Here is a 22,387-nt window from a genome sequence, read left to right as displayed (position 1 = left end):
GGCAGTGCAACAAGGCTGGACAGAGAAACAATGTTACCCCCTTCAACGATGACGCTTCCCTGGCGACAGGATGCCGCCGAACACTACTTTGCCCCGTTAAACGCATCGCCCTGGGCGATGATGCTGCACTCAGGCTTCGCGGACCACCCGCACAGCCGTTACGATATCGTGGTGGCCGACCCTTGCCAGACCCTGGTAACCCGTGGCGACAGCACCCTCATCACCCAAGCAGGGCAAACACAGGCCTCCGGTGACTGCCCGCTCGCGCTGCTGCAGCAGGCCATTGAACGGCTTAACATCACGACCGCTCCCCTCGCCGACATTCCGTTTACCGGCGGTGCGGTTGGTCTTTTTGGCTATGATTTAGGCCGTCGCTTTGAAAAGCTGCCCGACCAGGCGCGGCAGGATGTGAGTGTGCCGGATATGGCCGTTGGGCTTTATGACTGGGCGCTGATTGTGGATCATCAGCGCCAGAAGGTAACGCTGCTCTGCCACGGCGATATTCAGGCCCGCTTACGCTGGCTGGAACAACAGATTGCCCCTGTCGCCGAGCCGTTCGCCCTCACCTCTGGCTGGCAGTCGAACATGACCCGCGAGCAATACGGCGAGAAGTTTCGCCAGGTGCAGGCCTATCTGCACAGCGGCGACTGCTATCAGGTGAACCTCGCCCAGCGTTTTCAGGCGCGCTATCGCGGCGACGAATGGGCGGCCTTTGTGGAACTCAACCGCGCGAATCGTGCGCCGTTTAGCGCGTTTTTACGTCTTGATGAGAGCGCCATTCTTAGCCTTTCTCCCGAGCGTTTTATTCAGCTCGAGCAGGGCTGCATTCAGACTCGGCCGATTAAAGGCACCCTGCCGCGTCTGGGCTCGCCAGAGGCTGACGCCGAGCAGGCCCAGCGGCTGGCCAACTCGCCGAAAGATCGTGCAGAAAACCTGATGATTGCCGACCTGATGCGCAACGACATCGGGCGCGTCGCCGTCCCGGGCAGTGTACGCGTGCCGGAGCTGTTCGTCGTTGAACCGTTCCCGGCGGTACATCATCTGGTGAGCACCATCACCGCACAGCTGCCAGCGACGCTGCACGCTACCGATCTGCTGCGCGCCGCGTTTCCCGGCGGCTCAATTACCGGCGCGCCAAAAGTTCGCGCGATGGAAATTATCGACGAGCTGGAGCCCCATCGCCGTAACGCCTGGTGCGGCAGCATCGGCTATGTCAGCGCCTGCGGCAACATGGATACCAGCATCACCATTCGCACGGTAACGGCCTCGGACGGCACGCTTTACTGCTCGGCGGGCGGCGGCCTTGTCGCCGACAGCGACGAAGATGCGGAATATCAGGAAACATTTGATAAAGTGAATAGAATCCTTCAACAACTGGAGTCCTGACAATGCAAGAGCCCGCGCTGAACCTGGATGACTTCCTCTCCCGCTTTCAGCTGCTTCGCCCGCAGACCGCGCGGGCAGCATTAAACGCCAGACAGGCGGCGGTACTGGTGCCCATTGTTCGCCGCCCCGAGCCGGGCCTGCTGCTGACCCAGCGCTCGGCGCGTTTGCGCAAACACCCCGGCCAGGTGGCCTTCCCCGGCGGTGCCGTAGACAGCACCGATGCCTCGCTGATTGCCGCCGCACTGCGTGAAGCGCAGGAAGAGGTCGCCATTCCTCCGGAGTGCGTGGATATTATCGGCGTGCTGCCGCCGGTCGACAGCGTGACCGGCTTTCAGGTTACGCCGGTGCTCGGGGTGATCCCACCGGATCTGCACTATCACGCCAGTGAAGATGAAGTGGCGTCGGTGTTTGAAATGCCGCTTGCCGAAGCGCTGCGTCTGGGGCGTTATCACCCGCTCGATATTCACCGCCGTGGCAATGAGCATCGCGTTTGGCTCTCGTGGTATCAGCACTATTTTGTCTGGGGCATGACCGCTGGCATTATTCGTGAGCTGGCGCTACAGGTGGGCCTTAAACCCTGAGCGTCCACCAATTCAAATAGAGATTATTTTCGCCAGCGCGATGCCGCTGGCGGTTACTATTGTGAACATAATAGTTAAACCCCACCTCGGCAATAGTGGTAACCACTATACAGTAGATCAATTATCAATCAGTATATATTCACCACTATATTGTATTTATCGTAAGCAATAAATCACGACGAGAACGATTTTTTGCGATATAACATAAGCATAAAATACGATGTCGCGCCATATTACCTTATCGATATCTATTGTTTTAATTAAATATTTTAGCGAGATGAATAATATGAGCTTTGTGAATGAATTTATTACCAATGAAAAAGAGATCCAAAAATTTGATCTGGATAATGTTTATAACGCCTGTGACCTGGGGCCGGGCAATCGCAAATGGCCTGAGGCCCGCCTTGACGGTTCTGACATACCTAATCTCACTATCGATCGGGAGAGAAATATCTGGCTGATGCACCCAGGTGGTGTATACAGCTATGAAAATAGCCGGACTGGCTATCCTGAACCGACGGGAGTGTATGTGTTTATTCTCCATTATTCAGGAAAAAATTATGAGTTCAGACTTAAAAAATCAAAGGATGGCTCACGTAATTTTAATACTGAGTCACCTCGAATTGTAATCTGGCAGATGGTCTCCCTTCCTCCTGAAATAGAGGGAAGCAGAGAAAAAAAACAGCTGGTGTCTGTACTGAAAGAAGCGCTGGAGGTTTTTGGAATTCTTGGCGCAAATATTCAGAGGCCAAACACCATTGTCAGATTTGAGTTTTAACGAAAGGATATGAGGACAAGGATATGTTAACGACAAGACAGGCAAACAATCTTCTGAGGTCCATTACAACTGAAGCGGATTTAGGTTTCAGCAAGGTGAATGGTGTGGGCTTTGTGAATGAATTTATTACTGATGAAAAAGAGATCCAAAAATTTGATCTGGATAATGTCTATAACGCCTGTGATCTGGGACCGGGTAATCGGAAATGGCCAGAAGCTCGCCTTGACGGTTCTGACATACCTAATCTCACTATCGATCGGGAGAGAAATATCTGGCTGATGCACCCAGGTGATGTATACAGCTATGAAAATAGCCGGACTGGCTATCCTGAACCGACGGGAGTGTGTGTGTTTATTCTCCATTATTCAGGAAGAAATTATGAGTTCAGACTTAAACAATCAAAGAATAGCTCACGTAATATTAATACTGAATCACCTCGAATTGTTATATGGCAGCTTGTCTCCCTTCCTCCTGAAATAGAGGAAAGCAGAGAAAAAAAACAACTGGTGTCTGTACTGAAAGAAGCGCTGGAGGTTTTTGGAATTCTTGGCGCAAATATTCAGAGGCCAAACACCATTGTCAGATTTGAATTTTAACTAAAGGATATGAGGACAGGGATATGTTAACGACAAGACAGGCAAACAATCTATTGAGCTCTATCACTAATGAAGCAGAGTTACGGGAGCGATTATATCAACTCGGCGTCAGTTGTGCTGGCAGTACAACTGGTACTTTACAGTGGAACTTTAGATGAAGTTGAAGCATTTGATGGTAATATGAATACCATCAGATATAGTCAATGGTTTAAAGATAATACTGATATGCGTCTTATCGATAATAACTGAAGCAAGTGCATTTATGAAATGCAAGGCATTTAATGATACATTATTTTCTATTTTCGTGATGAACTATCTGAGCTATAGCAGATACACGCAATATCATTACATTGGAACGAGATATCCTTAGCAATAACATTTTTCCAACGTGAAAAGTTGACTAGAGCCCCCTTAACTAAACATACGAAGAAAAATCCTCATTGAAGATGATAGTTCATGACACACGATATTCTACGATATAAAATAAAAAAAGAACAACGTATCACATGTATATTATTACATTAGCGTTTGTTGTTTTAATAAAATATTTTAACGAGGTAAATGATATGAATTTTGTGAATAAATATGTTACAGATGAAAAACTCATCAAAGAATTTAATTTAGATGAATTATGGAATCATTATAATCCATTGGCTCGTCGACAACCAGAGCGACGGTTAAGAGGGTCTCAATTGTGTCAATATTACTGGACGACAAATCATAGCCACAATATATGGTTGATGAATATTGGCATGGTACACAGTCAAGATAATGAAATTAGTAGAACGGGTTACCCTGAACCGGCAGGTGAATATATTTTTATTTTTCATTGCGACAATAAAAAATATAATGTCCGATTGAAGCGTGGACCACGCACATCTTTAAATTATAAAAGTAATCCATATGTAATTATATGGGAGTTGGTTTCACCAAACCAAAATGAAGAACAAATACCGGTTAGAATAATACCTATGTTAAAGAATGCGCTGATCACATTCGGTCAGGATGGAATTCGTCGTCAAATAGCAAACACGGTTGTTGAATTTGATTTTTAATTTACTTTAATGAATGATATAGATGTGATTTATGTTAACAACAAATTAGGGCAATAGAAAATTAGCAACAATCACTACTGCCGAAGAATTACGTAATCTATTAAATGAATTGGATGTCAACTGCCCTGAGGAAACTACTGTTTTATATAATTATTCTATTACCAAAGACATACATACTTCAAATATTGTATCTGAGCTAGATAATACTATTGCTATTGGTATTCGTGTAATAGATAAAACAGAAGCCTCGATCTTTTTAATTGACAATTCTGACCTTGAGTACACTTTACAACGGATATTTGATGATGACCCTCGCCAAGTGGGTTCAAAATCCAATCAATTCCTCTACAGCGAAATTATGGATGGTGTCCGCCAGCTCAACGGTGCATGGGATATCATTTCCCAGCGTTTTGTTGCGGAAACCACCGGTGAAGTCCGTCTACTAGCCGGCGTGAACACCGACCCCACTCGGGTATTTGGCGCCGTTGCATAGTCCTCGTTAACAAATCTCTTTTCTCTGAATGAATCCTTGATCTGAGCTTTAGTAGATACACGCAATATCATTCCCCCGCACCAGATATCTTTAGCATGGCAAACTTCCCTATCCTGCGATGTTGACTAGCGACACCAGGACTTAACGTGCAAAGAAAATTCGTTGTTGTAAATAATAATTCATGACGTACGCGATTTTCTACGATATAAAGTAAGCAGAGAACAATTTATCATACGTATATTAATATACTGATACTTGTTATTTTAATGAAATGTTTTATCGAGGTGAATAATATGGGTTTTGTGAATGAATTTATTACCGATGAAAAAGAGATCCAAAAATTTGATCTGGATAATGTCTATAACGCCTGTGACCTGGGGCCGGGCAATCGGAAATGGCCAGAGGCCCGCCTTGACGGTTCTGCCAGACCTTGCCTCACTATTGATCGAGTAAGGAATATTTGGCTCATGTTTGTCGGGGGGGTAACAAGTTATGATAATAGTCGATCCGGTTATCCAGAACCCACAGGGGTACGTGTATTTATATTACATTATCTAGGAAAAAATTATGAATTTAAACTTAAACAATCAGAGGATAGTAGTCCGAATATTTATAGTTTACCATTTATTATCATCTGGCAGCTGATATCTATCTCACCGGAAATAAATAATGAAAACGAGTATATTGAGGTAATCTCGTCTTTGAAAAATGCATTGACAATTTTTGGTGTTCGCGGAGCTAGAATCCAGGTTCCTGACACGATTGTCAGATTTGAGTTTTAACGGAAGACTATAGGGACAGGGATATGTTAACAACAAAGCAAGCGAATAGTTTTCTTAACACCATTTCATCTGAGGAAGAATTAAAGGCCCTATTATATCAACTGGATGTCAGTTGTTCTGGCAGCACAACGTACTTTATAGTGGTGTATTAGGAGAGGTCGGCTCAACTAGTGAAGCAGTGAGTATTGTTCGAGCATCTGATATAGTTAATGATTTAAAAAATAATCCTGACATTCGTCTTATCGATAAAACAGAGGCCAGTGCATTTTTATCAAATCCTGCACTTGATGACATACTCTTCCAAATATTCGGTGATGATCGTTACAACGTAGGTTCTAAATCCAATCAATTCCTCTTTGGCGAAATTATCGATGGTGTCCGCCAGCCCAACGGTGCATGGGATATCATTTCCCAGCGTTTTGTTGCGGAAACCACCGGTGAAGTCCGTCTGCTTGTCGGCATGAACACCGACCCCACTCGGGTATTTGGCGCCGTTGCATAGTCCTCGTTAACAAATCTCTTTCCTCTGAATGAATCCTTGCTCTGAGCTTTAGTAGATACACGCAATATCATCACACCCGCACCAGATATCTTTAGCATGGCAAACTTCCCTCACCTGCGATGTTGACTAGCGACACCAGGACTTAGCGTGCAAAGAAAATTCGTTGTTGTAAATAATAATTCATGACGCACGCGATTTTCTACGATATAAAGTAAGCAGAAAACCACGTATCACATATATATTAATATACTGGTACTTTTTGTTTTAATGAAATGTTTTAATGAGGTGAATAATATGGGTTTTGTGAATGAATTTATTACCGATGAAAAAGAGATTCAAAAATTTGATCTGGATAATGTCTATAACGCCTGTGACCTGGGGCCGGGCAATCGGAAATGGCCAGAGGCCCGTCTTGACGGTTCTGACAGACCTAATCTCACTATCGATCGGGAGAGAAATATCTGGCTGATGCACCCTGGAGTTATACATAGTTATGAAAATAGTCGTAGTGGTTATCCTGAACCGACCGGAGTGTATGTGTTTATCCTCCATTATTCGGGAAAAAATTATGAATTCAGACTTAAATGTTCAAATGATAGCACGTGCAATTATCGTGATGAATCACCTCGAATTGTTATATGGCAGCTTGTCTCTTTTCCTACTGAAATAAAGGAGAACAAAGAAAAAAATCAACTGATATCGGTATTGAAAGAAGCGCTGGGGGTTTTTGGGATTCTCGGCGCAAGATATCAAATGCCAGACACCATTGTCAGATTTGAATTTTAACGAAAGGATATGAGGACAGGGATATGTTAACGACAAGACAGGCAAACAATCTGCTGAGCTCTATCACTACTGAAGCAGAGTTACGGGAGCTATTATATCAACTCGACGTCAGTTGTGCTGGCAGTACAACGGTACTTTACAGTGGGGCTTTAGGTGAAGTTGAAACATCTGATGGTAATATGAATACCATCAGATCATCAGATATAGTCAATGGTTTAAAAGACAATCCTGATATACGTCTTATTGATAAAACTAAAGCAAGTGAATTCATGGAAAGCAAGGCATTTAAAGATACATTACTTTCTATTTTTGCTGATAACCCATATAAGATTGGCTCTAAATCTAATCAATTCCTCTTTGGCGAAATTATCGATGGTGTCCGCCAGCCCAACGGTGCATGGGATATCATTTCCCAGCGTTTTGTTGCGGAAACCACCGGTGAAGTCCGTCTGCTGGTCGGCATGAACACCGATCCCACTCGGGTATTTGGCGCAACGGAATTACCGGCCCTGATGGATAACCCTAATATCACGACGATTGAGGGTATCCCCAAATCGGAACTTTCAGGATAAAGCACCTCTGAGATATTTAAACTGCTACGCGACTCCGCCTGGCAAAACATCATGGGCACCGACCTTATACACGGACACATTGACTCGTGGCTTAATATCACTCCGGAAAGCTACAGCGATGTAGATTATATTAATAATCTAAGAAAAGAACTACGTATACTGAATGATGCCCAACTCACCAGCTATAAAAAAACGGCGAATTACCTGGCGGAAATAAGTACAAAACTAGTCAAACATGCTCCATTAGTTGGCAAGACATTATTAGGGGCATCACTGGCGATGGTGGCTGCGGAATCGTCAGCTGCGATGGATCGCGGTGATAAAAATGAAGCCATTTCCATTTGGATTGAATTTGCCCTTGAAGAGTTTGGTGGCGAGATCGTTGCTACTCTGGCAGGGATCGCGGCTGGAGCAGCGGCCACAACAGTGGGAGCGCCTGCATCGGTCATTGCAGCAGTAGGGTTTGGGACTGCGATACTGGGAGGATTCATTACGGCAGAAACGGTGGACCAATACGCCGATTTGATCCGCGACCATGATGCCAACGGGGTGATGGATCTGCTGGACAGAATCAAGAATGTCTTCACTGGAGTGAATGGTCAATTACCAAACCGCTTACCTCCCGGATTTACGCCGGAACACCGCTATACGTTGGATACGCGCTCCAGTGCGAGTGCCATGGCGGCAATGGCAAAAAACAGCCTGGCGTACCGTTATGCACTGATTAACCTTAATCCCTTTGTGATTACTGATTACAATTATTCGGCATACGCGCTCAACCCGGAGTATCAGTACGCTAATTACTCTGAACAGTACTGGCAGGATCGCGCAAAAATGACCTACTGGCGGATTCAGTATCAACTGCAGGGTCTGGACGTCAGTGAGCAGATGAACAGCGATTCAACATACGGCAATTATGATTTTGTGGACATGAGCACACCGCTGTCTGGCAGTGATTATATGCAATTAAGCATAGACGGCCGCGGAATCTCGATGGATGACCACAAAATCATATTTGGTAGCCAGAAATCTGACAGTATTACTGGCGCCGGTGGGAGCGATTATCTTTATGGCAATGAAGGGAATGATGTCATCTCGGGTGCTGCGGGAAGCGATTATCTGGAAGGAGGAAACGGCGACGACACCCTTGAAGGCGGTTCGGGACAAGACATTTTGTACGGCGGTGAAGGCAGAAATGTCATTTACGGGGGCAGTAAAGATGAGCTTGATGATGGTGAAGCCGACACTTTATATGGAGGTGCCGGTTTTAATACCTATATTGTCGATGAGTATGACACTATTATTATTACGGCAGGGAGTAATCCTGATGGTGCTATATTTCTTAAGAATGCTGACGGTCAATTAATAGAACTGACCGAAGCTATTCTTGAGAAAAAAGAAAACACAGATGAAAACTCAGAAGCAGTTCCAGAAACTGAAGCCGATAGCAATATCACCTATTTAAGTAGCGAAGGTGACAAATACTATTTTGACGGTGACACGTTGGTCATTAATGATGGGCTGCGAATTGTTGATTTTAAAAAATATGCCCGGCAAACCAAGGATTCCGATGGCGGCGACATTTATTCCGCAATGGGTATTACGTTACGTGAAGAAGGAGAGCCCGATGACGAACCAGACGATGGTGCAGCTGAAGAGACGGTATCTCCTGTTGTTATCGATCTGAACGGTAATGGCGTCGAAACATTATCCGATAAAGAGGTCTATTTTGATCATGCCAATGATGGACTCAAAGAACTTAGCGGCTGGGTAGCCGCCACTGACGGCCTGTTAGTGCGGGATCTTAATGGCGACGGGAAGATTACCAGCGGTCTGGAGCTGTTTGGTAACAACACGCGCTTGCGCGATGGTAGCATAGCCAGTAATGGTTTTCAGGCACTAGCGGAACTGGATGATAATCTGGACGGTAGTCTGGATAGCAATGATAAAGCCTGGTCGTCGCTCCATATCTGGCAGGATAAAAATAGTAATGGCAAAACGGACGCCGGGGAATTATATAGCATGGCGGATGCGGGTATCACTGCCGTCAACGTTCGCTATTCCGCTTCAACATATCAGGATGATAACGGTGAATATCATAAGCAAATTAGCAACGTTACGCTGGACAACGGTATAACCGCAGCCTGCGCGGATATTTGGTTTAAGGTGGACAAATCCGTTCGAATTCACAATAACGATTTGCCTCTGACCGAAGAGGTCATTCGGCTCCCTAATGCTCGGGGTTTTGGGCATCTTCCTGATTTACGTCAGGCGATGGTGGCGGATGATATTCTGCAAGCATTACTTCGTGATTATCTTATCGAAACAGACCGTACTAAAAAAGATGCGTTACTAGACAAGCTAATTTACCAGTGGGCAGGGGTACAGGATGTTAAGGCGACTCAACTCTATGCCATTACCCTACAACAGGTTGCGGTCATTGAGCAGTTAACCATGTCACCTTATAACAATAAATATAGCGGGTCGACGGTAGGAGATTCAGCATCACTGGTACTACTTAATGAATATCAAAAATTCAGAAATTATACCGAAGCTCAAATTCTTGCGCAGACTTATTTATACGAAGAGCTTAAAGATGTGGTTCTGACGGGATATAACTCCAGGGTTACTGGTCTGGTACTCAGCCTGAGCGCGGCAGAACAGTTAATTCACAGCCTATATTTAAATGGAGAATATGGTAAGCTTGATGACGTTACACAAGCATTATTTAATCTAACCATCTATTCGGATAATAACCGAGTACAATTAGTCAGTCTGTATGTCAATCTCATCAAAAATGAACCTAGGATGCTCCAATATCTGCCATCTTTAACTGTAAATGATAATATCATTTTAGGCGATGACGGCAGCAATACACTTTCTGGCAATGCAGATGATAACATTTTCTCCGGCGGAAAAGGCAATGACGTACTTAAAGGAGAAGGTGGTGATGATATTTATATTTTTAATGTTGGTGACGGACAGGATATAATAAAAGAGTATCACGGCGAGCAGGATATTATCTATTTCAGCGAAGGATTATCGCCCGAGCAGGTGGAATTCAGTCGCGATTGGGACGATCTTATTGTCGACTTTCGATGAAGCGACGATAGCGTGACGATAACGGATTTCTTTCTTGCTGACGACTACAAAGTCGAAAAGCTGGCGTTTGCCAACGGCTTTGTTTGGGATCTTACCGAATGAAACTCCCAATTTCTTGTCGGCACTGAGGGCAACCAGACCCTGTGGGCCTTCCCTGAGGGCAATGAAATTCATGCCGCGGGCGGGGATGATGTTCTTTTCGGAGAGCTAGGGAATGACATTCTTTATGGTGATAATGGCTCAGATGAGCTTATTGGTAATGAAGGAGATGATATTCTTTCCGGCGGCCAGGGAAACGACGCGTTATGCGGTGGCGGCGGTAATGATACCTACCTGTTTAATGTCGGCGATGGACATGATGTCATTTATGGCGACACTGACGACTCGTGGAATAACACTCATCAGGAGCAGGATATCCTGCGCTTGGGTAGCGGCATTCTTCCTGACCAGATACAACTGCAGCGAAAGGATGGCAATCTGCTGATTACCATTGGCGACGGTGCGGACAGTATTACCGTCATTGACTACTTCCATTCTAACACCTGGCCAATAGCGCAGATTGTTTTTGCTGATGGCTCAGTCTGGGATACGGCAACCATTCTTGATGGTGTCGTTGTCATAAAAGATGTTGTGCAAAACCTCATTGCTCAAGAAGAAGGCAGTGTTCTGGAGGCCGGTAGTAATGATGACACGTTAACGGGGCTCTCCGGAGACGATCGCCTTTATGGCAATGATGGTAACGATACGCTAACCGGTGGAGCCGGACAAGATATCTTAACGGGTGGCGCAGGTAGCGATACTTATGTATTTAACGCCGGGGATGGTATGGATATTATCGAGGATTGCCGCTATGCCGACAATCTCGACCACAACATTTTGCGCATTGGCGATGGGTTGCATAGGGAAGATTCGCATGTTGCTCGTTACTATGATGATCTGGTTATTGACTTCCGCGGGGGTGACGATTGCATCGTCATTCCCGGCTATTTCGCGCAGGACGTTCACCCTGTTGACCTGATCATTTTCGCCGACGGCTCGCTCTGGGATATTGCTGCGGTGGAAGCATTTGCTCAAGTGGGAACAGATGAAGATCAAACGCTGATTGCGAGCGACCATGGCAGCGTAATCTATGCAGGTGGCGGAGATGATGTACTGTACGGCGGGCAGAGTGATGATGTGCTGGCAGGCGGTGCAGGCAATGATGTGCTGTACGGCGGGTCTGGTAGTGATACCTATCTGTTTAATACTGGAGATGGTCAGGATCGAATCACTGCAAACTTTTCTTATGGAGACATCCCCTCCCCTAATGCAGATAACGAAAGTTACGTTCCAGGTACCCTTGTGCTCGGTGATGGCCTGCTGGCGAGCAACACCATTGCTGATAAGAGCGGCACTGACTTAACGATTACCTTCCGCGATAACAGCGACAGTATTACGGTAGAAAATTACTTTGATCAGGATCGCTGTCTGGTCGACCTGATTACTTTTGCCGATGGTACGGTATGGAATTATGCCACCGTACAAGCCCAGATACTGATTGGTAGCGACGAAGCTCAGACACTGTGGGCGTTCGATCGCGGGAGCGATATCCATGCAGCAGGTGGAAACGATAAATTGTACGGCTCTGATGTTGATGACGCGCTTTATGGTGATGATGGCGATGATCGACTGATGGGACACGGTGGCCACGACATACTGGTAGGTGGCGCGGGCAATGACACCCTCGAAGGTGGTGAGGATGGGGATACCTATCTGTTTAATGCAGGAGATGGGCAGGACATCATCAGCGAAAGTCGTCACGTAAACGAAACCAACACGCTGCATTTCGGTGATGGTCTGTTGGCAGAAAATGCTGTTATGCAGCAGTGGGATAACGACCTTATCATTTATTTTCAAAACAGCACTGACAGCGTGACGATTAAAAACTATTTCTCTACCGAGGGGGGCGATGAGCTCCTCTACCAGATAGAACAGATCATGTTTGCCGACGGTACGGTCTGGGATACCGCCGCCGTATTATCACAAATACATACCGGTACGAGTGAAGCACAGACCCTGCTGGCACTGGACTGTGGCAGCGTTATCCATGCCGCTGGCGGAAATGATAGCCTCTACGGCGCGGGTGGCAATGATGCGCTGTACGGCGATGCAGGAAACGACACACTTGATGGTGCGAGTGGTGAAGACACGCTTTATGGTGGCGACGGTAATGATGCATTGTTTGGTGGGGACGGGGATGATTTGTTGTCTGGCGGTGAAGGAGATGATGCGCTCAAAGGGGAATACGGTCGGGACATGCTGTACGGCGATGCAGGAAACGATATGCTTACCGGCGGCTTCGATAACGACTGGCTGAGCGGCGGTGATGGCAATGACAGTCTGGACGGTGGTGACGATAATGACTTGCTGGCTGGAGGTACAGGCAATGATTCGTTGAAAGGCGGAACCGGTAGCGATACTTATCTGTTTAATGTCGGAAATGGACAGGACACGATTACTGAAGGCGGCAAAAACACCGGTGATGCAGATACCTTACGCTTTGGTGAAGGTGTGCAGGCAAAGGATGCCCGAATACAGCGCAATGGTGGCGATCTGGTGATCAATTTTTCCGGCAATACTGACAGCGTGACGGTGAAAAATTACTTCACTGCGGCGAAATATCAGGTGGAACATATTAGTTTTGCCGATGGCACTGACTGGGCACCGGAAGATATCCTGAATTATGTAGAATATGATATTCAACTGCCTCTGGCTGCGCCAACCGATGCACCGGTCTCAATGTCTTTGATCCGCGAACAGATGGCGGCATTTATGTCAGAATTTGACGATGATGCAGATAGCATCGTTGATTTTGGCCCTGTGCTCAGTTCCTCTCGGATTCCAACCAGCCCACTATTTCATCTTTGATTCAGGCGACTAGTTCTTTCCACCATAGAGAGCCCGGCAATAATTTACGCTCCGGGTTCTCTATTTGTATTGCTACGCAGTAATCTAGTCTGGCCGTTGTAGCCTCAGCGCTATGTCGGGGCTAACCTTAGGCATTATTCGTGAGCTGGCGCTACAGGTGGGCCTAAAACCCTGACTATACTTACCCTGAAAACCAGCTTTTCAGCATTAGTAAAATCAACGCTACACATTAATTAAATTCATGTGAATAGTTAAGCTGAGTTTCAGGTTCCCTCATACACTATGCGCAGTTATTACATCGTTGCCGCAACAACGCGGCAACCCTGTCAGGAGTGTTAAAGTGATTAGTATATTCGACATGTTTAAGGTGGGGATTGGTCCCTCATCTTCCCATACTGTAGGGCCGATGAAGGCTGGCAAACAGTTCGTCGATGACCTGGTCGAAAAGGGACTGATTGATGACGTGACGCGCGTTGCCGTCGACGTCTATGGTTCACTGTCCCTCACCGGTAAGGGCCACCATACCGATATCGCGATTATTATGGGTCTGGCGGGCAACCAGCCGGATACCGTCGATATTGATGCCATCCCGGCATTTATTCGTGACGTTGAAGCACGCGGCCGTCTGCTGCTAGCGCTTGGCCGCGTTGAGGTCGATTTCCCGGCCGATAACGGCATGCGCTTCCATAACGGTAATCTGCCGCTGCACGAAAACGGCATGCAGATAACCGCCTGGGCAGGTGACGCCGAGCTCTACAGCAAAACCTATTATTCTATCGGCGGCGGTTTTATCGTCGACGCAGAGCATTTTGGCAAAGCGGACAGCGGTGAAGTGCAGGTGCCTTACCCGTTTGCTTCAGCGACCGAAATGCTCAACTACTGCAAAGAGACCGGCCTGTCGCTCTCTGGCATGGTGATGCAGAACGAACTGGCGCTGCACAGCAAGAAAGAGATTGAAGACTACTTCGAGAACGTTTGGCAGACCATGCGCGCCTGTATTGACCGCGGCATGAATACCGAAGGCGTGCTGCCGGGTCCGCTGCGCGTACCGCGTCGTGCTTCCGCGCTGCGCCGTATGCTGGTTTCCAGCGATAAGCTCTCCAGCGACCCGATGAACGTCATCGACTGGGTGAACATGTTCGCGCTGGCGGTAAACGAAGAGAACGCCGCCGGTGGCCGCGTGGTCACAGCACCGACCAACGGCGCCTGCGGTATCGTTCCGGCGGTACTGGCCTATTACGATCACTTTATCGAGTCCGTTAGCCCGGATATCTATATTCGCTACTTCCTGGCCTCCGGTGCCATTGGCGCGCTGTATAAGATGAACGCCTCTATCTCCGGCGCGGAAGTGGGTTGCCAGGGTGAAGTGGGCGTAGCCTGTTCGATGGCGGCGGCCGGCCTGGCTGAGCTGCTGGGTGCCAGCCCAGAGCAGGTGTGCGTCGCGGCGGAAATTGGTATGGAGCATAACCTCGGTCTGACCTGTGACCCGGTTGCAGGTCAGGTTCAGGTGCCGTGCATTGAGCGTAACGCCATTGCCTCGGTCAAAGCGATTAACGCCGCACGTATGGCGATGCGTCGTACCAGCGAGCCGCGCGTTTCCCTCGACAAGGTTATTGAAACCATGTACGAAACCGGTAAAGACATGAACGCCAAATATCGCGAAACGTCGCGTGGTGGTCTGGCCATTAAGGTTCAGTGCGACTAATACGTTATTTCGCCTACCCCTAATACGGGTAGGCGATTTATTTCCCTATTTTTTCTCACTATTTTCGCTACCCACTACACTTGCTCTGTTGTCACTGCTATTTTCATAACCACTCAAAGCGCGACGAGCAGCGGATATGCAATCAGCACAAGGAATTATCAGGCTCTACCTTCATAAGCGAATCGCCGTCTGTGTGATTGTCGCGCTCTGTGCTTTTGCGTTGACACTAGGAATACGATTTATTTCGCAGCGCAGCATAAATCAGCATCAGATTGATGCTCTCACGGCCCACTCCGTCGACCGTCTCAACCGAATCCTACAACCGCTAAAAACACAACGTGCAGAGATGCTCGCCCTGGTCGGACAGCCGTGTGAGGCCATTCATCTGCCGCTGCGTAAACTGGCCGTCATGCTGCAAACGGTACGCTCTATTGCGCTGGTTAAATCGGGCAAGCTTTATTGCTCCAGCGCGCTGGGTTCACGCAATATCGACGTCCATTCACTTCAGCCGCAGTTGCCAACTAAAAATCCATTGCTCCTGCTCACAACCGATCATTCCTTAATGATAGGCAGCCCTATCCTTGTCCAGTGGTTTCCTGCATCGGCGGATGGTCAGGATGGCGTGATGGTCTCCATCAACATTGATTTAATCAGCAATATCATTCTTGAGTCCGCCCCACCGCTGATAACGCACGTTAGCCTGAACGTCGCTGACCAGCATTATCAGCACGATATTGGGATAACCGGGCAGTTAGACAGCACGGGCAATCAGGTGTATCTCCGTGCTTCTACTGCCTTCCCGTTTAGCGTCGCGGCGCTAAGCCCAGGTCCGAACCGGCTTGCGCTCACTAATCTGGTCACCGACCTGCCGCTGGCGCTCATCATGAGCGTTCTGTTTACGTGGATTGCCTGGCTTGCGACCGCTGGTCGACTGAGCTTTTCCCGGGAAATTAACATGGGCATCGCTGGTAAAGAGTTCGGCCTTTATTGCCAGCCGCAAATGGATGCTCGCGCGCAGCGCTGTATCGGCGTGGAGATCCTGTTGCGCTGGAACAATCCGCGCGTCGGCTGGGTCGCGCCGGACGTGTTTATTCCCATTGCCGAAACGCAAAACCTGATTATTCCGCTGACCCGCTACGTCATCAGCGAAACAGCGCAGCGTCTGCATTTGTTCCCTCAGAATAGCGATTTTCAGATAGGCATCAACGTTGCGGCTCCGCACTTTAAAAACGGCAAATTGTTGAAAGATTTAAAGCAGAATTGGTTCAACGTAAACCCTATACAGCAACTGACGGTAGAGCTCACCGAGCGTGACGCGCTGAATGACGTGAGCTACCCGTTACGCAGCGAGCTGGGGAACCATCAGATTAAACTGGCGATCGATGATTTTGGCACCGGCAACAGTTCGCTCTCCTGGCTTGAAATGCTGCATCCAGACATCCTGAAAATTGATAAATCTTTTACCAGCGCCATTGGCACCGATGCGGTGAACTCGGCGGTGACGGATATCATTATCGCGCTGGGTCAGCGGTTGAATATTGAGCTGGTTGCTGAAGGGGTTGAAACTCAGGAACAGGCGCTCTATTTGCAGCAGCACGGCGTGCATTTGTTGCAAGGGTATCTCTATGCGCAGCCGATGCCGCTGGAGGCATTTCCCGAGTGGCTGGCGACGCATAACAAATTTAATTCGCAGATATCGTAGCCCGAGTGAACGAAGTGACCCGGGAGTTCCCCAAAGTCACTTCTTCTCGTAGTCCCGCCAGGCAAAGCGCCGCCGGGATTACTCAACTACCTTATTCGTCTTCGTCGTGTGGTGAAGCCAGCTTCACCACGCGAATCTGATCGACACGATAGTTATTGGCCGCCGTAATCGTGATGTGCAACGATGGCAGTTCAATCACATCGCCAATATGTGGGATCTGCCCGTTGACGGCAATCACCAGCCCCGCCACCGTCGCGATATCATCATCCACCAGGTTATCCAGCCCCAATGCATGCTGGAACGCGTGCAGGTCGGTGGTGCCCTTCACCAGCCAGCCGTCACCATCCGCCACAATTTCCGGCGTTTCGTCGGCGTCCGGGAATTCACCGGCAATCGCTTCCAGCACGTCCAGCGGCGTGACCAGCCCCTGTACCACACCAAACTCGTTGGTCACGATAACGAAGCTTCCGCGCGCCCGACGCAGTACGCCCAGCAGGTTGATAGGATCCAGCGTGTCCGGGACGATAATCGCCGGTGTTGCCGAGGCTATTGCCAGGACGTCTTCACCCGCTTCCAGCGCCACCAGCAGCTCTTTAGCACGCACGATACCGACGATTTCATCCAGCTCACCCCGACACACCGGGAACAGGCTGTGTGGCGATGACAGCAGCTGCTGGCGGATTTCTTCGGTACTCAGGTCCGCATCCACCCAGCTAATTTCCCCACGCGGGGTCATAATGCTGCGCAGCGAACGAGAGGCCAGCGTCAGAACGCCGTTAATCATATAGCGTTCTTCTTCCACGAACGCGCCTTCCGGCACCGGCATCGTCGGCTGTTGACCTTCGTCATTTGCCGCATTCACCTGCTTACGGTTGCCCATGAGGCGCAAAATGGCATCTGCCGTACGCGCACGTAACGGCAGCGTCGACTGGTGGCGAATAAAGTTACGACGGGCAATCTGGTTGAACAGCTCAATAATAATCGAGAAGCCAATCGCCGCGTACAGATAGCCTTTCGGAATATGGAAGCCGAAGCCTTCGGCAACCAGGCTCAGACCAATCATCAGCAGGAAGCTCAGACACAGCACCACCACCGTTGGGTGCTGGTTGACGAAATTCGTCAACGGCTTCGAGGCCAGCAGCATCACGCCCATCGCAATCACGACTGCCGCCATCATCACCGGCAGATGGTTCACCATCCCGACCGCGGTAATCACCGCATCAAGCGAGAAGACGGCATCCAGTACGACAATCTGCGCCACCACGACCCAGAAGCTGGAATAGCCTTTACCGTGCCCGGAATCGTGCTGGCGGTTTTCCAGCCGTTCGTGCAGCTCGGTCGTCGCTTTAAACAGCAGGAATAGACCCCCGACCAACATAATAAGGTCTCGTCCGGAGAACGTCTGCCCCCATACGCTGAAGAGCGGCGCGGTCAGCGTGACCATCCATGAGATGACGGAAAGCAATCCCAGACGCATCACTAACGCGAGCGACAGGCCAATCAGACGCGCTTTATCTCGTTGTTTTGGTGGCAATTTATCGGCAAGGATGGCGATAAACACCAGGTTATCAATACCGAGAACGATTTCCAGAACGACAAGCGTCAATAATCCAGCCCAGATTGACGGGTCCATTAGCAATTCCATAAACCACTCCAACGAGAGACGAGACGAGTCATCGCTATGTCATGTTTAAGCGAGACGATACCAGACGATAAAAAAGCGTGGCGCGAAAGGCCGGGAAGTGCGTCGCAAAAGCGAGCGTGTGCAAAAAGGCGTCGGTGACGATCCATACATCGGGCTGATGCCCTATACTCCTGTGTGATTAAACGAAGCATTAACATAGCAAAAACAAATGACATTTAGGCAGAGATTTACGAGTCTTTGCAAAATGTAAGGTAATTTTTTGCACCACAAAATAATTGCGGCTCTTTAACTAAATTACGGATCTTCATCACATTAATTATTCTTTCACTGTCTAAAATAATTCTCGGTAGTTATTTATTTTTTGTCTCTAACCCTTGTCTGAATCGATTCGGTAACGTGTCGACTCATGAATGTATCAGCCCTACTGATACACACGATAATAAAGGAGGTAGCAAGTGACGATTGCTATTGTAATAGGCACACATGGTTGGGCAGCAGAACAACTGCTGAAAACGGCAGAAATGCTGTTGGGCGAGCAGGACAATGTTGGCTGGATCGATTTCGTGCCTGGCGAGAATGCAGACACGTTAATCGAAAAATACAATGCGCAACTGGCTAAGCTTGATACCAGCAAAGGCGTGTTGTTCCTTGTTGACACCTGGGGCGGTAGCCCATTCAACGCGGCAAGCCGCATTGTTGTTGATAAAGAAAACTATGAAGTGATTGCGGGCGTCAACGTACCGATGCTGGTCGAAACCTTCATGGCGCGTGACGATAACCCAAGCTTTGACGAGCTGGTTGCGCTGGCGGTTGAAACCGGTAGCGAAGGCGTGAAAGCGCTGAAAGCCAAACCTGTCGAGAAAGCTGCTCCGGTTGCGGCTCCTGCTGCACCGAAAGCCGCCGCTCCGGCGAAACCAATGGGCCCGAACGACTACATGACCATCGGTCTGGCGCGTATCGATGACCGTCTGATTCACGGCCAGGTTGCGACCCGTTGGACCAAAGAGACCAACGTCACCCGCATCATTGTCGTCAGCGATGAAGTTGCCGCCGATACCGTGCGTAAAACCCTGCTGACTCAGGTTGCTCCTCCAGGCGTAACGGCACACGTTGTCGATGTCGCCAAAATGATCCGCGTTTACAACAACCCAAAATATGCAGGCGATCGTGTGATGCTGCTGTTCACCAACCCGACCGACGTTGAACGTATCGTCGAAGGCGGCGTGAAACTGACCAGCGTAAACATTGGTGGCATGGCATTCCGTCAGGGCAAAACCCAGGTCAACAACGCGATTTCCGTTGATGAAAAAGATATCGAAGCCTTCAAGAAACTGAATGCCCGCGGTATTGAGCTGGAAGCCCGTAAGGTCTCCACCGATCAGAAACTGAAAATGATGGATCTGATTGCCAAAGCGGATAAATAACCGCTCGGGCAACGTTTTTTAGCCTTCACACTTAAGTCTGTATAAGCAATAGGAGAAGTACAATGGAGATTACCACTCTTCAGATTGTGCTGGTGTTCATCGTCGCATGTATCGCGGGTATGGAGTCGGTACTTGATGAATTTCAGTTCCACCGTCCGCTGGTGGCCTGTACGCTAATCGGTGCCGTTCTCGGGGACATGAAAACCGGTATTATCATCGGTGGTACCCTTGAAATGATCGCGCTGGGCTGGATGAACATCGGTGCAGCAGTAGCACCAGATGCCGCATTAGCCTCAATTATTTCAACCGTTCTGGTTATTGCCGGTCACCAAAGCATTGGTGCAGGTATCGCTCTGGCGATTCCACTGGCAGCTGCAGGCCAGGTTCTGACCATCATCGTTCGTACTATCACCGTTGCCTTCCAGCACGCGGCGGATAAAGCGGCGGAAAACGGTAACCTGACGGCCATCTCGTGGCTGCACGTCTCTTCCCTGTTCCTGCAAGCAATGCGTATCGCTATCCCAGCGGTTATCGTTGCCGTATCCGTAGGCACCAGTGAAGTTCAGGGCCTGTTGAACGCCCTGCCAGAAGTGGTCACCAGCGGTCTGAACATCGCCGGTGGTATGATTGTGGTAGTTGGTTATGCGATGGTCATCAACATGATGCGCGCAGGCTACCTGATGCCGTTCTTCTATCTCGGCTTCGTTACCGCGGCGTTTACTAACTTCAACCTGGTTGCTCTGGGTGTGATTGGTGCAGTTATGGCCATCCTCTACATTCAGCTGAGCCCGAAATATAACCGCGTAGCCGGTGCGCCAGTTCAGGCTGCTGGTAATAACGATCTTGATAACGAACTGGACTAACAGGTGAGCGAAATGGTTGATATGACTAAAACTACCACCACCGAGAAAAAACTCACACCGAGTGATATTCGTGGCGTGTTCATTCGTTCTAACCTGTTCCAGGGTTCATGGAACTTCGAACGTATGCAGGCGCTGGGCTTCTGCTTCTCTATGGTTCCAGCGATTCGTCGTCTGTACCCAGAGAACAACGATGCGCGTAAACAGGCCATCAAGCGTCACCTGGAATTCTTTAACACCCATCCATACGTAGCAGCGCCGGTACTCGGCGTAACGCTGGCGATGGAAGAGCAGCGTGCGAACGGCGCAGAGATCGACGATGGTGCTATCAACGGTATCAAAGTTGGTCTGATGGGTCCGCTGGCAGGCGTGGGTGACCCAATCTTCTGGGGTACCGTACGTCCGGTATTCGCGGCACTGGGTGCCGGTATCGCGATGAGCGGCAGCCTGCTTGGGCCACTGCTGTTCTTCATCCTCTTCAACGCAGTACGTCTGCTGACCCGTTACTACGGCGTGGCTTACGGCTACCAGAAAGGGATCGACATCGTTAAGGATATGGGCGGCGGCTTCCTGCAGAAACTGACTGAGGGGGCGTCAATCCTCGGCCTGTTTGTCATGGGGGCATTGGTTAACAAGTGGACGCACGTGAACATCCCGCTGGTGGTTTCGACCATCACCGGTCAGGATGGTCAGACTCGTGTTACCACCGTGCAGACCATCCTGGATCAGCTGATGCCGGGTCTGGTACCGCTGCTGCTGACCTTCGCCTGTATGTGGCTGCTGCGTAAGAAAGTTAACGCCCTGTGGATCATCATTGGCTTCTTCGTCATTGGTATCGCAGGCTACGCTGTCGGCCTGCTGGGTCTGTAATATCTGTATTATGCCGGGGGCCCTGCCCCCGGTTTTTTTTATCTGGAGGCTTAATGACAATCACGGATCTGGTACTGGTTCTCTTTATCATTGCAATGCTGGCATTTGCCATCTACGACCAGTTCATCATGCCCCGCCGTCATGGCACCACTCTGCTGTCCGTTCCGCTGCTGCGCGCTGGCCGTGTCGACAGCGTTATCTTCGTTGTACTGATCGTTATCCTGGTTTACAACAATGTGAATAACCACGGTGAATTAATCACCACATGGTTATTATGTGCTCTAGCGCTGACTGGATTTTATCTGTTCTGGATCCGTAGCCCGAAAATTATCTTTAAAACCGAAGGCTTCTTCTTTGCAAATGCCTGGATTAAATACAGTCGAATCCAAAAAATGAATTTATCGGAAGATGGTGTACTGGTTATGCAATTAGAACAGCGCCGCCTTCTTGTCCGCGTAAAGAATATTGACGACCTGGAAAAGATTTACAAACTTCTCGTTAATTCTCAATGAGTTAAAATATAGCCATCGCTATATCTGTGCTATTTTCAAACAGATCAATTATAGCGTTGGCTATGTTTATTCCGCAAAATACCTCCATATTTGTTAACCTCCTGATTACCCAATAAATCTAAATGAAAA

At 48.7% G+C, this 22,387-nt stretch carries 20 protein-coding genes and 1 pseudogene; 20 read left to right on the top strand and 1 reads right to left on the bottom strand.

The genetic code is table 11. The features are described from left to right. The first annotated feature begins 30 nt into the window (after nt 1-30). From pabB to RDN66_RS12520, 16 genes and pseudogenes are all read left to right on the top strand, one after another. On the top strand, nt 31-1,386 hold the full coding sequence (pabB, locus tag RDN66_RS12590) for an aminodeoxychorismate synthase component 1 (protein ID WP_308537889.1): 1,356 nt from the start codon (nt 31-33) through the stop codon (nt 1,384-1,386). 2 nt (nt 1,387-1,388) lie between these two features. Next, the gene (locus RDN66_RS12585) at nt 1,389-1,967 is read left to right on the top strand and encodes a CoA pyrophosphatase (RefSeq protein WP_035891628.1); all 579 of its coding nucleotides are present in this window, start codon (nt 1,389-1,391) and stop codon (nt 1,965-1,967) included. 220 nt (nt 1,968-2,187) lie between these two features. Continuing rightward, a complete protein-coding gene (locus RDN66_RS12580) occupies nt 2,188-2,745 on the top strand; it encodes a hypothetical protein (RefSeq protein ID WP_202217771.1) in 558 nt (185 codons plus the stop codon). A gap of 23 nt (nt 2,746-2,768) precedes the next feature. Next, entirely contained in the window at nt 2,769-3,341 is a 573-nt protein-coding gene (locus RDN66_RS12575) for a hypothetical protein (RefSeq protein ID WP_308537888.1), read from the top strand. A 506-nt stretch (nt 3,342-3,847) separates the two neighbouring features. Beyond that, the gene (locus tag RDN66_RS12570; protein WP_308537887.1) at nt 3,848-4,396 is read left to right on the top strand and encodes a hypothetical protein; all 549 of its coding nucleotides are present in this window, start codon (nt 3,848-3,850) and stop codon (nt 4,394-4,396) included. A 109-nt stretch (nt 4,397-4,505) separates the two neighbouring features. Then, nucleotides 4,506-4,889, top strand: a complete 384-nt coding sequence (locus tag RDN66_RS12565; RefSeq protein WP_202217768.1) for a hypothetical protein — start codon at nt 4,506-4,508, stop codon at nt 4,887-4,889. A gap of 293 nt (nt 4,890-5,182) precedes the next feature. After that, nucleotides 5,183-5,671: a hypothetical protein gene (locus tag RDN66_RS12560; protein WP_202217767.1), complete on the top strand. Its 489-nt coding sequence runs from the start codon at nt 5,183-5,185 to the stop codon at nt 5,669-5,671. Nucleotides 5,672-5,783: 112 nt separating this feature from the next. Further along, nucleotides 5,784-6,173: a hypothetical protein gene (locus RDN66_RS12555; protein ID WP_202217766.1), complete on the top strand. Its 390-nt coding sequence runs from the start codon at nt 5,784-5,786 to the stop codon at nt 6,171-6,173. A gap of 294 nt (nt 6,174-6,467) precedes the next feature. Beyond that, nucleotides 6,468-6,959: a hypothetical protein gene (locus RDN66_RS12550; RefSeq protein ID WP_202217765.1), complete on the top strand. Its 492-nt coding sequence runs from the start codon at nt 6,468-6,470 to the stop codon at nt 6,957-6,959. A 23-nt stretch (nt 6,960-6,982) separates the two neighbouring features. After that, nucleotides 6,983-7,531 (top strand): hypothetical protein, encoded by a 549-nt coding sequence (locus RDN66_RS12545; protein ID WP_202217764.1) that lies wholly within the window; start codon nt 6,983-6,985, stop codon nt 7,529-7,531. Nucleotides 7,532-7,582: 51 nt separating this feature from the next. Beyond that, nucleotides 7,583-10,633 (top strand): calcium-binding protein, encoded by a 3,051-nt coding sequence (locus RDN66_RS12540; RefSeq protein ID WP_202217763.1) that lies wholly within the window; start codon nt 7,583-7,585, stop codon nt 10,631-10,633. 12 nt (nt 10,634-10,645) lie between these two features. After that, entirely contained in the window at nt 10,646-10,735 is a 90-nt protein-coding gene (locus tag RDN66_RS12535; RefSeq protein WP_202217762.1) for a calcium-binding protein, read from the top strand. 30 nt (nt 10,736-10,765) lie between these two features. Then, nucleotides 10,766-10,915 (top strand): annotated as a pseudogene (locus RDN66_RS24305) (hypothetical protein); the annotation flags it as partial. 141 nt (nt 10,916-11,056) lie between these two features. Beyond that, nucleotides 11,057-13,540, top strand: coding sequence for a calcium-binding protein (locus tag RDN66_RS12530; protein ID WP_308537886.1), 2,484 nt, complete (start codon nt 11,057-11,059; stop codon nt 13,538-13,540). A gap of 340 nt (nt 13,541-13,880) precedes the next feature. Then, nucleotides 13,881-15,245 (top strand): L-serine ammonia-lyase, encoded by a 1,365-nt coding sequence (gene sdaA / locus RDN66_RS12525; protein WP_035891630.1) that lies wholly within the window; start codon nt 13,881-13,883, stop codon nt 15,243-15,245. Between the two features lie 136 nt (nt 15,246-15,381). Then, complete coding sequence (locus tag RDN66_RS12520; protein WP_308537885.1) at nt 15,382-16,947, top strand: EAL domain-containing protein; 1,566 nt, start codon at nt 15,382-15,384, stop codon at nt 16,945-16,947. 91 nt (nt 16,948-17,038) lie between these two features. On the opposite strand, the gene yoaE is transcribed toward RDN66_RS12520, so the two are convergent. Continuing rightward, the gene (gene yoaE / locus RDN66_RS12515) at nt 17,039-18,592 is read right to left on the bottom strand and encodes a CNNM family cation transport protein YoaE (RefSeq protein ID WP_202217759.1); all 1,554 of its coding nucleotides are present in this window, start codon (nt 18,590-18,592) and stop codon (nt 17,039-17,041) included. A gap of 455 nt (nt 18,593-19,047) precedes the next feature. Between yoaE and manX the strand changes: the two genes are divergently transcribed. The 4 genes from manX to RDN66_RS12495 all read left to right on the top strand — a co-directional run bounded on the left by manX (nt 19,048) and on the right by RDN66_RS12495 (nt 22,258). Beyond that, entirely contained in the window at nt 19,048-20,016 is a 969-nt protein-coding gene (gene manX, locus RDN66_RS12510) for a PTS mannose transporter subunit IIAB (RefSeq protein ID WP_035891635.1), read from the top strand. 62 nt (nt 20,017-20,078) lie between these two features. After that, complete coding sequence (locus RDN66_RS12505) at nt 20,079-20,879, top strand: PTS mannose/fructose/sorbose transporter subunit IIC (RefSeq protein ID WP_035891636.1); 801 nt, start codon at nt 20,079-20,081, stop codon at nt 20,877-20,879. Between the two features lie 12 nt (nt 20,880-20,891). Further along, a complete protein-coding gene (locus tag RDN66_RS12500; protein WP_035891638.1) occupies nt 20,892-21,746 on the top strand; it encodes a PTS mannose transporter subunit IID in 855 nt (284 codons plus the stop codon). Nucleotides 21,747-21,799: 53 nt separating this feature from the next. Then, nucleotides 21,800-22,258, top strand: a complete 459-nt coding sequence (locus RDN66_RS12495; RefSeq protein WP_035891639.1) for a DUF986 family protein — start codon at nt 21,800-21,802, stop codon at nt 22,256-22,258. Nucleotides 22,259-22,387: the final 129 nt, after the last annotated feature.

The organism is uncultured Kluyvera sp. (assembly GCF_902485085.1).
In the GTDB taxonomy this organism is placed as follows: Bacteria; Pseudomonadota; Gammaproteobacteria; order Enterobacterales; family Enterobacteriaceae; genus Kluyvera; species Kluyvera ascorbata.
Note: the sequence above shows the minus strand (reverse complement) of the source record. Positions and strands in the feature narration are given on the sequence as shown.